General features: G+C 69.6%; 15 protein-coding genes and 1 pseudogene. 5 read left to right on the forward strand and 11 right to left on the reverse strand.

Translation table 11 applies throughout. The annotated features are described in order from the left end of the window. Positions 1–59: 59 nt before the first annotated feature. The 3 genes from ACGF8A_RS07475 to ACGF8A_RS07485 all read right to left on the reverse strand — a co-directional run bounded on the left by ACGF8A_RS07475 (position 60) and on the right by ACGF8A_RS07485 (position 1645). Positions 60–383 carry an STAS domain-containing protein gene (locus tag ACGF8A_RS07475; protein ID WP_365452203.1) on the reverse strand — a complete coding sequence of 108 codons (324 nt, stop codon included), beginning with the start codon at positions 381–383 and terminating at the stop codon, positions 60–62. Positions 384–527: 144 nt separating this feature from the next. Next, positions 528–1376, reverse strand: a complete 849-nt coding sequence (locus ACGF8A_RS07480; RefSeq protein WP_393105248.1) for a 3-hydroxyacyl-CoA dehydrogenase family protein — start codon at positions 1374–1376, stop codon at positions 528–530. 134 nt (positions 1377–1510) lie between these two features. Continuing rightward, entirely contained in the window at positions 1511–1645 is a 135-nt protein-coding gene (locus ACGF8A_RS07485) for a hypothetical protein (RefSeq protein WP_393105250.1), read from the reverse strand. A gap of 283 nt (positions 1646–1928) precedes the next feature. On the opposite strand from ACGF8A_RS07485, the pseudogene ACGF8A_RS07490 reads away from it, so the two are divergent. Then, positions 1929–2192, forward strand: a pseudogene (locus ACGF8A_RS07490) (ABC transporter permease); the annotation flags it as partial. Between the two features lie 13 nt (positions 2193–2205). Then, complete coding sequence (locus ACGF8A_RS07495) at positions 2206–2778, forward strand: cob(I)yrinic acid a,c-diamide adenosyltransferase (RefSeq protein WP_393105252.1); 573 nt, start codon at positions 2206–2208, stop codon at positions 2776–2778. Here ACGF8A_RS07495 and ACGF8A_RS07500 read toward each other — a convergent pair. Continuing rightward, entirely contained in the window at positions 2695–3321 is a 627-nt protein-coding gene (locus tag ACGF8A_RS07500) for a hypothetical protein (RefSeq protein ID WP_393105254.1), read from the reverse strand. The two genes, ACGF8A_RS07495 and ACGF8A_RS07500, sit on opposite strands and share 84 nt — an antisense overlap. A gap of 152 nt (positions 3322–3473) precedes the next feature. Between ACGF8A_RS07500 and ACGF8A_RS07505 the strand changes: the two genes are divergently transcribed. The 3 genes from ACGF8A_RS07505 (at position 3474) to ACGF8A_RS07515 (ending at position 7377) form a co-directional block, all read left to right on the forward strand. Then, positions 3474–4703 (forward strand): sensor histidine kinase, encoded by a 1230-nt coding sequence (locus tag ACGF8A_RS07505; protein ID WP_393105256.1) that lies wholly within the window; start codon positions 3474–3476, stop codon positions 4701–4703. 83 nt (positions 4704–4786) lie between these two features. Next, a complete protein-coding gene (locus ACGF8A_RS07510; RefSeq protein ID WP_393105258.1) occupies positions 4787–5428 on the forward strand; it encodes a response regulator in 642 nt (213 codons plus the stop codon). 122 nt (positions 5429–5550) lie between these two features. After that, positions 5551–7377 carry a glycosyl hydrolase family 18 protein gene (locus ACGF8A_RS07515; RefSeq protein ID WP_393105260.1) on the forward strand — a complete coding sequence of 609 codons (1827 nt, stop codon included), beginning with the start codon at positions 5551–5553 and terminating at the stop codon, positions 7375–7377. Positions 7378–7394: 17 nt separating this feature from the next. Here the strand turns inward: ACGF8A_RS07515 and ACGF8A_RS07520 are convergent, their stop codons facing one another. The 7 genes from ACGF8A_RS07520 to ACGF8A_RS07550 all read right to left on the reverse strand — a co-directional run bounded on the left by ACGF8A_RS07520 (position 7395) and on the right by ACGF8A_RS07550 (position 13933). Continuing rightward, entirely contained in the window at positions 7395–7841 is a 447-nt protein-coding gene (locus ACGF8A_RS07520) for a DUF2550 domain-containing protein (protein WP_393105262.1), read from the reverse strand. Positions 7842–7969: 128 nt separating this feature from the next. Continuing rightward, complete coding sequence (locus ACGF8A_RS07525; RefSeq protein WP_393105264.1) at positions 7970–8347, reverse strand: F0F1 ATP synthase subunit epsilon; 378 nt, start codon at positions 8345–8347, stop codon at positions 7970–7972. A 119-nt stretch (positions 8348–8466) separates the two neighbouring features. Beyond that, the gene (gene atpD / locus ACGF8A_RS07530) at positions 8467–9915 is read right to left on the reverse strand and encodes a F0F1 ATP synthase subunit beta (RefSeq protein ID WP_393105266.1); all 1449 of its coding nucleotides are present in this window, start codon (positions 9913–9915) and stop codon (positions 8467–8469) included. Further along, on the reverse strand, positions 9915–10832 hold the full coding sequence (locus ACGF8A_RS07535; RefSeq protein ID WP_393105268.1) for a F0F1 ATP synthase subunit gamma: 918 nt from the start codon (positions 10830–10832) through the stop codon (positions 9915–9917). Before ACGF8A_RS07535 ends, atpD begins: the two co-directional genes overlap by 1 nt. A gap of 21 nt (positions 10833–10853) precedes the next feature. Beyond that, positions 10854–12443 (reverse strand): F0F1 ATP synthase subunit alpha, encoded by a 1590-nt coding sequence (gene atpA, locus ACGF8A_RS07540; RefSeq protein WP_393105270.1) that lies wholly within the window; start codon positions 12441–12443, stop codon positions 10854–10856. Positions 12444–12572: 129 nt separating this feature from the next. Next, positions 12573–13388 carry a F0F1 ATP synthase subunit delta gene (locus tag ACGF8A_RS07545; RefSeq protein WP_393105272.1) on the reverse strand — a complete coding sequence of 272 codons (816 nt, stop codon included), beginning with the start codon at positions 13386–13388 and terminating at the stop codon, positions 12573–12575. Then, the gene (locus tag ACGF8A_RS07550; protein ID WP_393105274.1) at positions 13385–13933 is read right to left on the reverse strand and encodes a F0F1 ATP synthase subunit B; all 549 of its coding nucleotides are present in this window, start codon (positions 13931–13933) and stop codon (positions 13385–13387) included. The genes ACGF8A_RS07545 and ACGF8A_RS07550 overlap by 4 nt, the downstream gene beginning before the upstream one ends. Positions 13934–13960 lie beyond the last annotated feature (27 nt).

Genomic DNA, 13960 nt, shown 5'->3' on the forward strand with positions numbered 1-13960 from the left:
GCGATTCGCCGTGAGCTGCCCGGTCTCCTCCGGCCCTGGTGACGCCGCCATCCGAGGGGTCACACCCGGGGCAGGGACTCCACGCCGATGCCGCCCTCGATCGCCAGGATCCGGTGCAGCCGGGTGGCCACCAGCAGGCGCTGCATCTGCGGCGGTACGCCGCGCAGCACCAGCCGCCGGCCGCAGCGGCCGGCCCGCCGGTGGGCACCCATGATGACCCCGAGTCCGGTGGCGTCCCACGAGTCCAGTTCGGACAGGTCGAGGACGAGGTCGCCGTCGCCGTCGTCGACGGCCGAGTGCAGGACCGTACGGGCGTCCGCCGCGGTGCGGACGTCGAGGCGGCCCCCGACGACCACCTCGGCGTGGTCGCCCCTGATGTGCATATGCGCTCCCGTGAGTGCGGTGACGTACTCCATGACGGTGGCTGTGCAACGTCTGACTGCTTCTGTGGCGGCGCGGTTGCTGCTTGTAAGCGAACCGATACCGAATTCACCCCGAGGTGTGATGTCTCAGGGGTGTGCGCCGTTTCAGTGCTTGTAGAAGCCCTGCCCGCTCTTGCGTCCGATGTCACCGGCGTCAACCATCCGGCGCATCAGCTCCGGTGGGGCGAACTTCTCGTCCTGGCTCTCGGTGTAGATGTTGCTCGTGGCGTGCAGGAGGATGTCGACACCGGTGAGGTCGGCGGTGGCCAGCGGGCCCATGGCGTGGCCGAAGCCCAGCTTGCAGGCGAGGTCGATGTCCTCGGCCGAGGCGACGCCCGACTCGTACAGCTTGGCGGCCTCGACGACGAGCGCCGAGATGAGCCGGGTGGTGACGAAGCCGGCCACGTCGCGGTTGACGACGATGCAGGTCTTGCCGACCGACTCGGCGAACTCCCGCGCGGTGGCGAGCGTCTCGTCGCTGGTCTTGTAGCCGCGGACCAGTTCGCACAGCTGCATCATCGGGACCGGCGAGAAGAAGTGCGTGCCGACGACCCGCTCCGGGTGCTCCGTGCCGGCCGCGATCTTGGTGATCGGGATGGCGGAGGTGTTGGACGCGAGCACGGCGTCCGGGCGCACGATCTTGTCCAGGGTGCGGAAGATCTCGTGCTTGACGTCCAGCTTCTCGAAGACGGCCTCGACGACGACGTCGGCGTCCGCGGCGGCGTCCATGTCGGTGGTCGCGGTGATCCGGGCGAGGGCGGCCTCGGCGTCGCCCGCCTCCAGCCTGCCCTTGCTCACGAACTTGTCGTACGAGGCCTTGATGCCGTCGGTGCCACGCCTGAGTGCCTCGTCGGTGACGTCGCGCAGGACGACGTCCCAGCCCGCCTGGGCGGAGACCTGGGCGATGCCGGAACCCATGAGACCGGCCCCGATGACGGCGAGCTTCCGTGCCACTGACGACTCCCCTTGTGATGCTTACCCGCTGTTTACGTATGGCTCTCCGGCGGACCCTAGCGCCCGGGAGGGTCCGTGTGACCGGTAAGTAATGCGCGTCACGTCTCACATGACGGACATCACACCGGCACGGCTCACGGGGCGCCTCGTACGGCGTAGTTGAGCACCCTCTCCCCCAACGGCTCCTCGACGTCGTCGAGGGGCAGCGGCATCTTGCGCGACTCCCCGGCCGGGGCGCGGCCCGCGAGCTTCTGACGGCCGATGATCACGGCACGGTCGGCGAGGGCGTCGGCCTCGTCGAGGTAGTGGATGGTCAGGAAGTACCGTCGTGCCCCGCTCGTCGCGCAGGCGCCGGATCAGGTCCCGCAGGCCGGCCCGGCCGGGGGTCGAGTCCCGTCGCCGGCTCGTCGGTGATCGCCACGGACGGCACACCGGCCGCGCCGAAGCGGAAGTACGGCGGCTGCGTCGACGCGACCTCCAGGACGCGTTTCTCGCCGTCACCGGCCGCGGGCCCCTCCCCGGCCGGCACCGCCCCCGTCGCCGTACAGGAGCCGAGAGTTCGGGCCGGCGGTCGACGCCATGACGATGCCGATGATGCTCCTGTCGGGCCTGATGCTGCCGATGACACTGGGGCCCGCGTGGCTCGACGTGCTCTCGCACCTGGTGCCGTTCCGCTGTCCGGTGGACGCGGTGCGCGCCGCGTACGCCGGCGACCACGCCGGACCGGCCGTGCTGTACGGCGACCCGGTGGCCGTCGGCCTCGCCGCGCCGTCCGTGACGGTGGGCACACGCGTGTTCCGAACCGCCGGGGCGTAACTACGCTGGCCTCATGGTCAATCTGACGCGCATCTACACCCGTACCGGCGACCAGGGCACCACCGCCCTCGGAGACATGAGCCGGGTCGCCAAGACCGATCCGCGGATCTCGGCCTACGCCGACGCCAACGAGGCCAACGCGGTGCTCGGCACGGCGATCGCGCTGGGCAACCTGGACGAGGAGATCGTCAAGGTCCTCACCCGCGTCCAGAACGACCTGTTCGACGTGGGTGCGGACCTGTGCACGCCGGTGGTGGAGAACCCCAAGTTCCCGCCCCTGCGGGTCGAGCAGTCCTACGTCGACAAGCTGGAGGCGGACTGCGACCGCTTCCTGGAGCCGCTGGAGAAGCTGCGCTCCTTCATCCTCCCGGGCGGCACCCCGGGCGCCGCCCTGCTGCACCAGGCCTGCACCGTGGTACGGCGGGCCGAGCGCTCCACCTGGGCCGCGCTGGAGGCCCACGGCGAGACGATGAACCCCCTCACCGCGACCTATCTCAACCGGCTATCGGACCTGCTCTTCATTCTCGCCCGGTCGGCCAACAAGGACGTCGGTGACGTTCTCTGGGTCCCGGGCGGGGAGCGCTGAGCCCTCCTCGCGGGGTGCCTTCTTCGGCCAGAGGGCGTACGACAGGGCGATCAGGCCGTGGATGCCTGCCGTGCGCCAGGCGATGAAGATCCAGCTCTCCAGGGAGCCGGTGCGGCCCGGGTCGTCCACGTACCAGATGGCGATCAGCAGCAGGACGCTGGCCACCGAGGCGGCCACGACCGTGCCGAGCCACACCTTGCCCTCGTGGCGGGCCCGGGCCATCCCGAAGCGCGGCGGCTTCACGGGTGGCGCGGCACCCCCGAAGCGGTGGGCGGCGTGGCCGTCGAGCCACTTCACCGTGCGGTGGCCGTGCCCGGCGGTGTATCCGATGTAGAGGGCCGCCAGACCGTGCTTCCAGCTCGGGTCGGCGCCGTTGTCGAGGTCGATCGCGGTGGCGGCCAGCAGGACCACCTCCAGCAGCGGTTCGAGCAACAGCAGGCCCAGCCCCGTACGGCGCATCCGCAGCACGTAGCGGAAGAACAGCCCCGCGGCCAGCAGCACCCAGAAGCCGACCTCGCAGACGATGATCAGCGTGACGATCACGGCTCACTCCCCTCGGTCACCGTTCAAGGCTCCCGCCAGGATCCGCCGGATTCGTCGTCGCCGGTGACGAACCGCCACTGCATCCTTCGATGTACTCGCGGACCCGTCCAGGGGATCAGGCACCGGCGGTGTCCGCCGTGTTGGATGGAGCCATGGCCGTACGACTCCCCCGCCCGCACCGCTTCGACCTGTACGTCGGGCTGACCGGCCTGCTCGGCGGCCTGCTGCTGTGGGGCATCGGCCTCGGGCTCCGCCCGGCCGGCCAGCCCATGGTGCTGCTGCCCGGCGCCTGGCCCCTGCTGGTGCCGCTCGTCGTCATGGCGGGCTGCGAGGTGCTGCGCCGGGCCGCCCCGCGCACCGCCCTGCTGACCGCCACGGCCGCGTTGATCACGGATACCGTCACGCAGGGCAATCTGGTCACCGTCCTGATGTACACCGACGTGATGTACGCGGCCGTCCTGTACGGCACTCCCGCCTCGGCCCGCCGCATCCCCTGGATCACCGGCCTGCTCACGGTGGCCGGGACGATCGTGCCGTTCGCGATGTGGCGGGAGCCGGAAGCCCTGCTCATCGGCGTGGCCACCGGCATCGTCGCCTTCGCGCCCGCCTCCACCGGTCTTATCGTGCGCAACCACCGGGAGGCCGCCGAGTCCGCCCGGCTGCGTGCCGAGCAGACGGCGCTGCTGGCCGAGATGGACCGCGTCCAGGCCGTCACGGCCGAACGCGCCCGGGTGGCACGGGAGTTGCACGACATGGTCGCCAACCACCTCTCCGCGATCGCCATCCACTCCACGGCCGCGCTCTCCCTCGACGAACCGCAGACCACCCGGCAGGCCCTCGGCGTCATCCGCGAGAACAGCGTCGCGGGGCTCGCGGAGATGCGACGGCTGATCGGCATCCTGCGGGACGACAGCGGCGACACCGAACCGCGCACCGGGCTCTCCGCCTCGCTCGGGCAGGGGGGCAGCCCCGTCGCACCCACCCTCGACGGCCTCGGCGCGCTCGTCAGGACCGCCCGGGCCAACGGCCTCGACGTCACCCTCGACGCCGGGCACGGCGAGGCACTGCCGGCACCGGTCGAGCTGGCCGCGTACCGGATCGTGCAGGAGTCCCTCACCAACGCCCTCAAGCACGCCGGTCCCGGCCGGGTCACGGTCGCGCTGCTGCGGCACAACGGCTCGCTGGACATCACCGTGACCAGCCCGTACGGCGACCGCGACGGGCCACGGGCGCCCGGGTCCGGCGCCGGCCTGGTCGGCATGCGGGAACGCGCCGCCCTCCTGGACGGCACCTTCGAGGCCGGGCCGCAGGACTCCCCCGAGAGCAGGATCTGGGCCGTACGGGCGACGCTGCCCGTGGGGGAGGACGGGGGCGTGTCATGAGGCCGCCATGCCGCCGCCGCGTGTCCGCCCCCGCGCCGTCGTGGCGGCGCAGCCGCGACACATCCGCCGAAGGAGAGAACCCCATGATCCGCGTGCTCGTCGCCGAGGACCAGTCCGCCGTGCGCGCCGGGCTCGTGCTCATCCTGGGCAGCGCGCCCGACATCGAGGTGGCCGGCGAGGCCTGCGACGGCGAGCAGGCCGTCACGCTGGCCCGTGAGCTCCGGCCCGATCTGGTGCTGATGGACGTTCAGATGCCGTGCCTTGACGGGGTGTCTGCGACCCGGCAGGTGGTGGCGGAGGGCCTGGCCGACGTCCTCGTGCTGACCACCTTCGACCTCGACGAGTACGTGTTCGGCGCGCTGCGCGCGGGCGCCTCGGGGTTCCTGCTGAAGAACACGGAGGCGAGGGATCTGCTGGAGGCGGTGCGCACGGTGGCGCGCGGGGAGGGCCTGATCGCACCGGCGGTCACCCGCCGGCTGATCGCCGAGTTCGCGGCCAAGCCGGTGCGGGAGCCGAAGGCCGACCCCTCCGTGCTGGACTGCCTGACCCGGCGCGAGCGCGAGGTGCTCTCCTGTCTCGGCGAGGGCATGTCCAACGCCGATGTCGCGGCTCGCCTCGACATGGCCGAGGCGACGGTGAAGACGCACGTCAGTCGGCTGTTGGGGAAGCTGGAGCTGCGCAGCCGGGTCCAAGCCGCCGTCCTGGCACAGGAGTTGGGAATCTAGCGGTCACCTGGGGAACAGTGGTCCAGACCTATTGACCTATGGTACAGACCTTTCTATTCTCGCGGGCACTGAGGGTCTGATGGCTCAGTCATGCCCCCGACAACCCCATAAGGAGGCGCAGCATGCGCTTCAGACACAGAGCCGCGGCAGGGTTCGCGACCCTGCTGCTCCCCTTCGCCGGCCTGGTCGGCCTCGCCGCCCCCGCCCAGGCAGCCACCCAAGCCACCGCCACCTACGCCAAGACCCAGGACTGGGGCTCCGGCTTCGAGGGCAAGTGGACGGTCAAGAACACCGGCACCACCACCATCAACTCCTGGACCGTGGAGTGGGACTTCCCCTCCGGCACGTCCGTCACCTCCGGCTGGGACGCCGACATCACCTCCTCGGGCAACCACTGGACGGCCAAGAACAAGTCCTGGAACGGCACCCTCGCCCCCGGCGCCTCCGTCTCCTTCGGGTTCAACGGCACAGGCTCCGGCGCCCCGGCCAACTGCAAGCTCAACGGCGGCAGCTGCGACGGCGGCTCGGTCCCCGGCGACAACCCGCCGAGTGCCCCCGGCACCCCCTCGGCCTCCGACATCACCAACACCTCGGTGAAGCTGAGCTGGAGCGCGGCCACCGACGACAAGGGCATCAAGAACTACGACGTCCTGCGGGGCGGCACCAAGGTCGCCACCGTCACCGGAACCAGCTGGACGGACACCGGCCTCACCGCCGGCACCGACTACTCCTACACCGTCCAGGCCCGTGACACCGCCGACCAGACCGGCCCGGTCTCCGGCGCCCGCGCGGTGCGCACCACCGGCGGCGGCACCGACCCGGGTCCCGGCCCCGGCACGAAGATCAACCTCGGCTACTTCACCGAGTGGGGCGTCTACGGCCGCAACTACCACGTGAAGAACCTGGTGACCTCGGGCTCCGCCTCGAAGATCACCCACATCAACTACGCGTTCGGCAACGTCAGGAACGGTCAGTGCACCGTCGACGACACCTACGCCGCCTACGACAAGGCCTACACCGCCGACCAGTCCGTCAGCGGCACCGCCGACACCTGGGACCAGCCGCTGCGCGGCAACTTCAACCAGCTGCGCCAGCTGAAGGCGAAGTACCCGCACATCAAGGTGCTGTACTCCTTCGGCGGCTGGACCTACTCCGGCGGCTTCGGCCAGGCCGCGCAGAACGCTACCGCGTTCGCCAAGTCCTGCAAGGCCGTCGTGGAGGACCCGCGCTGGGCCGACGTCTTCGACGGCATCGACATCGACTGGGAGTACCCGAACGCCTGCGGTCTGACCTGCGACACCTCCGGCCCGGCGGCGTTCAGGAACCTGATGTCGGCGCTGCGCACCGAGTTCGGCTCCAACTACCTGGTCACCGCGGCCATCACCGCCGACGGCTCCAACGGCGGCAAGATCGACGCGGCCGACTACGGCGGCGCCGCCCAGTACCTCGACTGGTACAACGTGATGACGTACGACTACTTCGGCGCCTTCGACGCGGACGGCCCGACCGCCCCGCACTCCCCGCTCACCTCGTACCCCGGCATCCCCGCGGCGGGCTTCAACTCAGCCGACGCGATCGCCAAGCTGAAGGCGAAGGGAGTCCCGTCCGCCAAGCTGCTGCTCGGCATCGGCTTCTACGGCCGCGGCTGGACGGGCGTCACCCAGTCCGCCCCCGGCGGCTCGGCCACCGGCGCGGCACCGGGCACCTACGAGCCCGGCATCGAGGACTACAAGGTCCTCAAGAACTCCTGCCCGTCGAACGGCACCATCGCCGGCACGGCCTACGCGCACTGCGGCAGCAACTGGTGGTCGTACGACACCCCGTCGACGATCGCCGGGAAGATGGCCTGGGCCAAGAGCCAGGGTCTGGGCGGCGCGTTCTCCTGGGAGTTCAGCGGCGACACCAGCAACGGTGAGCTGGTGACCGCCATCAGCAACGGGCTGAAGTAGCCCGAGCCACATAAGTCCTAAGCAACGTTGACGCGCTGACCGGGCGGGGCTGCCTCAAGCCACGCGAGGAAACCGGTCAGCGCGTCTTCGCTCATCGCGAGTTCCACACGCGTGCCCCGGTGCAGACAGGTGAGGATCACCGAGTCGGAGAGCAGCGCCAGCTCCTCCTCGCCCTCGGGAGGACGACGGCCGGCCACCTCGATCGCGGAGCGCTCCAGGGTGCGGCGCGGGCGGGGGGCGTAGGAGAAGACGCGGAACCACTCGACACGGTCGCCGTTGTAGCGGGCCACACCGTAGGCCCAGCCCTTGCCCCCGGTGTCGGGCTTCTCGGGGACGTCCCAGCGCAGGCTGCAGTCGAAGGTGCCGCCGGAGCGCTGGATGAGCCTGCGGCGCAGGCCGAAGACGAACAGCCCCAGCACCACCAGGGCGACGACCACTCCGCACACAGTCAGAGCGAGGACCATCGGCACCGACCTCCTCGTCTCCTAGGTAACGGAACGTAAAAACACCCAGATCTGCCTCAGCCGCGGTCAGCGCCGGATTGCTCCGGTGCTGACCGCGGCTGAGGGGCGTCATCGCACGGCGGGCTGGATCAACGCGCCGCCGTCGCCGCACGAAGCCGGACGTCCGCGCGGCGCCTGGCCTCCGCGTCGTCCTCCGCCTTCGCGCGCTCCAGGTCCTGCTCGACACGCTTGACGTCGATCTCGTCGGCCAGTTCGGCGACCTCGGCCAGCAGCGACAGCTTGTTGTCCGCGAACGAGATGAAACCGCCGTGCACCGCGGCGACGACCGTTGCACCATCACTCGTACGGATGGTCACCGGGCCCGATTCCAGCACACCGAGCAGCGGCTGGTGACCGGGCATGACGCCGATGTCGCCGGACGTGGTGCGCGCGACGACCAGGGTGGCCTCGCCGGACCAGACCTGGCGGTCGGCAGCGACCAGCTCGACGTGCAGCTCAGCAGCCAAGGGTGGCTCCTCGGGTCACCACCCGGCGGTTCTGCCGGGTGTTGGTTACAAGTCTAATAGGCGTGACAGAGGGGGCGGGACGACCCCGCCCCCTCACGACACGAGCGACGAGGCCCGGGTCAGGAGACGCCCAGCTCCTTGGCGTTCTTCTTGAGGTCCTCAAGACCACCGCACATGAAGAAGGCCTGCTCGGGGAAGTGGTCGTACTCGCCGTCGCAGATCGCGTTGAACGCGGCGATCGACTCGTCCAGCGGCACGTCCGAGCCGTCCACGCCGGTGAACTGCTTGGCGACGTGGGTGTTCTGGGACAGGAAGCGCTCCACGCGACGGGCACGGTGGACGACGAGCTTGTCCTCCTCGCCGAGCTCGTCGATACCGAGGATCGCGATGATGTCCTGGAGGTCCTTGTACTTCTGCAGGATGTTCTTGACGCGCATCGCGGCGTCGTAGTGTTCCTGCGCGATGTACCGCGGGTCCAGGATGCGGGACGTGGAGTCCAGCGGGTCCACGGCCGGGTAGATGCCCTTCTCGGAGATCGGACGGGAGAGCACCGTAGTCGCGTCGAGGTGGGCGAACGTGGTGGCCGGGGCCGGGTCGGTCAGGTCGTCCGCGGGGACGTAGATCGCCTGCATCGAGGTGATCGAGTGACCACGGGTCGAGGTGATGCGCTCCTGGAGGAGACCCATCTCGTCGGCCAGGTTCGGCTGGTAGCCCACCGCGGAGGGCATACGGCCGAGCAGGGTCGACACCTCGGAACCGGCCTGCGTGAAGCGGAAGATGTTGTCGATGAAGAACAGCACGTCCTGCTTCTGGACGTCACGGAAGTACTCGGCCATGGTCAGGCCGGCCAGCGCGACGCGCAGACGGGTGCCCGGGGGCTCGTCCATCTGACCGAAGACCAGCGCGGTCTTGTCGATGACGCCCGACTCCGACATCTCCTCGATGAGGTCGTTGCCCTCACGGGTGCGCTCACCGACACCGGCGAACACGGAGACACCGTCGTGGTTGTTGGCGACGCGGTAGATCATCTCCTGGATGAGCACCGTCTTGCCGACGCCGGCACCACCGAACAGACCGATCTTTCCACCCTTGACGTACGGGGTGAGAAGGTCGATGACCTTGACGCCGGTCTCGAACATCTCGGTCTTCGACTCGAGCTCGTCGAAGTTCGGCGCCTTGCGGTGGATGGACCAGCGCTCACCGTCGTAGGTCTCGTCGACGTTCAGCACCTCACCGAGGGTGTTGAACACCTTGCCCTTGGTGAAGTCGCCGACCGGGACGGTGATGCCCGTGCCGGTGTCGGTGACCGCGGCCTGGCGGACCAGACCGTCGGTGGGCTGCATGGAGATGGTCCGGACCAGGCCGTCACCCAGGTGCTGGGCGACCTCCAGGGTCAGCGTCTTCTTCTCGCCGGCGTTGGCCGGGTCGGCCACCTCGACGTGAAGGGCGTTGTAGATGTCCGGCATCGCGTCGACGGGGAACTCCACGTCGACGACCGGGCCGATGACCCGCGCGACGCGGCCGGTGGCCACGCCCGACGCAGCGGTCGGCTCAACAGTGGTGGTCATTAGTTGTCACTCCCCGCGGTCGCGTCGGCCAGGGCGCTCGCGCCACCGACGATCTCGCTGATTTCCTGGGTGATTTCGGCCTGGCGGGCCGCGTTGGCAAGACGGGAGAGCGTGTTGATCAGCTCGCCCGCGTTGTCGGTGGCCGACTTCATCGCACGCCGGGTGGCGGCGTGCTTCGAAGCGGCCGACTGGAGCAGCGCGTTGTAGATCCGGCTCTCGACGTACCGCGGCAGCAGGGCGTCCAGAACGTCCTCCGCCGACGGCTCGAAGTCGTACAGCGGGAGGATCTCGCCCTTGGGCCTGGCCTCCGCGGCGACCTCTTCGAGGCTGAGCGGCAACAGCCGCGCGCCCTGCGCGGTCTGCGTCATCATCGAGACGAACTCGGTGAAGACGATGTGGAGCTCGTCCACGCCGCCGTCGGCCGTCTCCTTCTCGATGGCCTCGATCAGCGGCGCCGCGACCTTCTTGGCATCCACGTACGAGGGCTCGTCGGTGAAGCCGCTCCACGACTCCGCGATCCTGCGCTCACGGAAGTTGTAGTGGGCGACACCGCGCCGGCCGACGATGTACGTGTCGACCTGCTTGCCCTCCCGCTCCAGCTGCTCGGTGAGCTGCTCCGCCGCCTTGATGGCGTTGGAGTTGAACGCACCGGCCAGACCCCGGTCGCTGGTCAGCAGCAGCACCGCGGACCGGGTGACCCTCTCGGCCTGGGTGGTCAGCGGGTGCTTGGTGTTCGACCCGGTGCCGACCGCCGTGACCGCGCGGGTCAGTTCCTGCGCGTACGGCGTGGAGGCCGCCACCTTGCGCTGCGCCTTGACGACACGCGAGGCGGCGATCATCTCCATCGCCTTGGTGATCTTCTTGGTCGCGGTGACGGATCGGATGCGACGCTTGTAGACCCGGAGCTGGGCTCCCATGAGTCAGGTCCCTTCCTTACGTCACTTGGCGGCGGACGGAGCGTCCTCGCCGAGCAGCTTGCCGTCCGAGGTCTCGAACTGCTTCTTGAACTCGGCGATGGCGTCGGCGACGGCCGTGAGGGTGTCGTCCGACATCTTGCCGCCCTCCTTGATGGAGGTCATGAGGCCCTGCTCCTTGCGGTGCAGGTACTCCAGGAGCTCCTTCTCGAAGCGGCGGATGTCGGCGACCGGCACCTCGTCCATCTTGCCGGTGGTGCCGGCCCAGACGGAGACGACCTGGTCCTCGGTGGACATCGGCTGGTACTGAGCCTGCTTCAGCAGCTCGACCATCCGCTGACCGCGCTCCAGCTGCGACTTCGACGCGGCGTCCAGGTCGGAACCGAAGGCGGCGAACGCCTCCAGCTCACGGAACTGGGCCAGGTCCACGCGCAGACGGCCGGAGACCTGCTTCATCGCCTTGTGCTGCGCGGAACCACCGACTCGGGAGACGGAGATACCGACGTTCAGCGCGGGGCGCTGACCGGCGTTGAACAGGTCCGACTCCAGGAAGCACTGGCCGTCGGTGATGGAGATGACGTTGGTCGGGATGAACGCCGAGACGTCGTTGGCCTTGGTCTCGACGATCGGCAGACCGGTCATCGAGCCGGCACCCATCTCGTCGGAGAGCTTCGCGCAGCGCTCCAGCAGGCGGGAGTGCAGGTAGAAGACGTCACCCGGGTAGGCCTCACGGCCCGGCGGGCGGCGCAGCAGCAGGGACACGGCACGGTAGGCGTCGGCCTGCTTCGACAGGTCGTCGAAGATGATGAGGACGTGCTTGCCCTCGTACATCCACTGCTGGCCGATGGCCGAACCGGTGTACGGCGCCAGGTACTTGAAGCCGGCCGGGTCGGACGCCGGGGCGGCGACGATGGTCGTGTACTCCAGCGCGCCGTTCTCCTCCAGCGCGCGGCGGACCGACGCGATGGTGGAGCCCTTCTGGCCGATGGCGACGTAGATGCAGCGGACCTGCTTGTTCGGGTCGCCGGTGCGCCAGTTGTCGCGCTGGTTGATGATCGTGTCGACGGCCAGGGCGGTCTTGCCGGTCTGGCGGTCACCGATGATCAGCTGACGCTGACCACGGCCGATCGGGGTCATCGCGTCGACGGCCTTGTAGCCGGTCTCCATCGGCTCGTGCACCGACTTGCGCTGCATGACCGTGGGGGCCTGCAGCTCAAGGGCGCGGCGGCCCGAGGTCTCGATCTCGCCGAGGCCGTCGATCGGGTTGCCGAGGGGGTCGACCACGCGGCCGAGGTAGCCCTCGCCGACCGCGACGGAGAGGACCTCACCGGTGCGGGTGACCGGCTGCCCCTCCTCGATACCGCTGAACTCACCGAGGACGATGGCACCGATCTCGCGCTCCTCGAGGTTGAGGGCGAGGCCGAGGGTGCCGTCCTCGAACTTCAGCAGTTCGTTGGCCATGGCCGAGGGCAGACCCTCGACCTTCGCGATGCCGTCGCCGGCAAGGGTGACCGTACCGACCTCCTCGCGCGAGGCCGCGTCCGGCTTGTACGACTGGACGAAGGTCTCCAGTGCGTCCCGGATCTCCTCCGGCCGGATCGTGAGCTCCGCCATCTGGGTTCCCTGCTCTCCTTGTTGGGCCCGAAGTTTCACTTTGGGGGGATGGGGACTCCCCCCTAAGAGAGGTGAATCCTCTGCACGGCCCAACCGGGCCGTAAGTACGACTTGCGTGTTCAGTTGCGGCTAGCTCGCCAGCCGGCGCTCGGCGTCCGCGATGCGGTCCGCGAGGGAGCCGTTGATGACCTCGTCACCGACCTGCACCCGGATCCCGCCCAGGACCTCGGGGTCCAGGTCGAGGTTGAGGTGCATCTGACGGCCGTAGAGCTTCGCGAGGGCGGCGCCGAGGCGCTGCTTCTGCACGTCGCTCAGCGGCACCGCCGAGGTGACGACGGCCACCATGCGGTCCCGCCGCTCGGCGGCGAGCTTGGACAGGGACTCCAGTCCCGCTTCCAGGCTACGTCCCCGCGGCGCGGTCACAAGGCGCGTCACCAGACGCTCGGTGGCCGGGGCCGCCCGCCCGCCGAGCAGGCTGCGCAGCAGCTCGCTCTTGGCAGCGGTGGTGGCCTTGCGGTCGGTCAGCGCGGCGCGCAGCTCGGTGCTGGAGGCGACGATCCGGCCGAACCGGAACAGTTCGTCCTCCACGCTGTCGAGCGTGCCGCCCTGCTGTGCGGCGGTGAGGTCGGCGGTGCTCGCCAACTCCTCCAGCGCGTCCACCAGGTCACGCGACTGCGACCAGCGGGAGCGCACCATGCCGGACACCAGGTCCGCGGTCTCGCCGCCGATCTGGGCACCCAGCAGGCGCTGGACCAGCTCGGCCTTGTTCTCACCGGCCTGCGCCGGGTCGGTGAGGACCCGGCGCAGGCCGACCTCGCGGTCGAGCAGCGCGGTCACCGCGGCCAGCTCGTCGGCGAGCCGCGCCGTGTCCACGGACGTGGCGTCCGTCAGCGCGTCGAGACGCTCACGTGCGGCTGCCAGGGCCTCGCGGCTCGCTCCGTTCATCGCGACGCCTCGGCCTTCTCCTCGAGGTCGTCGAGGAAGCGGTCGATCACGCGGCTCTGGCGGGCGTGGTCCTCGAGGGACTCACCGACCAGCTTGCCGGCCAGCTCGGTGGCCAGCTTGCCGACGTCCTGACGGAGCGCGGACGAGGCGGCCTTGCGGTCGGCCTCGATCTGGGTGTGACCGGCGGCGACGATCTCCTCGCGCTGCCGCTGGCCTTCCGCGCGCATCTCGGCGATGAGCGCGGCACCCTGCTCCTGAGCCTCCTGGCGCAGCCGCGCGGCCTCGTGCCGGGCCTCGGCGAGCTGGGCCTTGTACTGCTCAAGGACGCTCTGAGCCTCGACCTTCATGGTCTCGGCCTCTTCAATACCGCCTTCGATCGCCGCGCGGCGCTCCTCCAGAACCTTGTTGATGTTCGGAAGCAGCTTCTTCCAGAAGAAGAAGAAGACGACGGCGAAGGCGATGGTGCCGACGAGCAGCTCGGGGCCCGGCGGGATGAGCGGGCTCTGCTCCTCCTCGGCCGCCAGCTGCACCAGGTTGGCGATCACATCAGTGCCTTTCGTCGAATCGTGTCG

This window comes from Streptomyces sp. NPDC047706, assembly GCF_043204795.1.
In the GTDB taxonomy this organism is placed as follows: domain Bacteria; phylum Actinomycetota; class Actinomycetes; order Streptomycetales; family Streptomycetaceae; genus Streptomyces.

What these genes read in the sequence shown, in the direction of transcription:
- ACGF8A_RS07475 (WP_365452203.1), bottom strand. Translation starts at nt 383, where the DNA reads ATGCACATCAGGGGCGACCACGCCGAGGTGGTCGTCGGGGGCCGCCTC.
- ACGF8A_RS07495 (WP_393105252.1), top strand. Translation starts at nt 2,206, where the DNA reads ATGGTCAATCTGACGCGCATCTACACCCGTACCGGCGACCAGGGCACC.
- ACGF8A_RS07505 (WP_393105256.1), top strand. Translation starts at nt 3,474, where the DNA reads ATGGCCGTACGACTCCCCCGCCCGCACCGCTTCGACCTGTACGTCGGG.
- ACGF8A_RS07510 (WP_393105258.1), top strand. Translation starts at nt 4,787, where the DNA reads ATGATCCGCGTGCTCGTCGCCGAGGACCAGTCCGCCGTGCGCGCCGGG.
- ACGF8A_RS07515 (WP_393105260.1), top strand. Translation starts at nt 5,551, where the DNA reads ATGCGCTTCAGACACAGAGCCGCGGCAGGGTTCGCGACCCTGCTGCTC.
- ACGF8A_RS07520 (WP_393105262.1), bottom strand. Translation starts at nt 7,841, where the DNA reads ATGGTCCTCGCTCTGACTGTGTGCGGAGTGGTCGTCGCCCTGGTGGTG.
- atpD (WP_393105266.1), bottom strand. Translation starts at nt 9,915, where the DNA reads ATGACCACCACTGTTGAGCCGACCGCTGCGTCGGGCGTGGCCACCGGC.
- ACGF8A_RS07535 (WP_393105268.1), bottom strand. Translation starts at nt 10,832, where the DNA reads ATGGGAGCCCAGCTCCGGGTCTACAAGCGTCGCATCCGATCCGTCACC.
- atpA (WP_393105270.1), bottom strand. Translation starts at nt 12,443, where the DNA reads ATGGCGGAGCTCACGATCCGGCCGGAGGAGATCCGGGACGCACTGGAG.
- ACGF8A_RS07545 (WP_393105272.1), bottom strand. Translation starts at nt 13,388, where the DNA reads ATGAACGGAGCGAGCCGCGAGGCCCTGGCAGCCGCACGTGAGCGTCTC.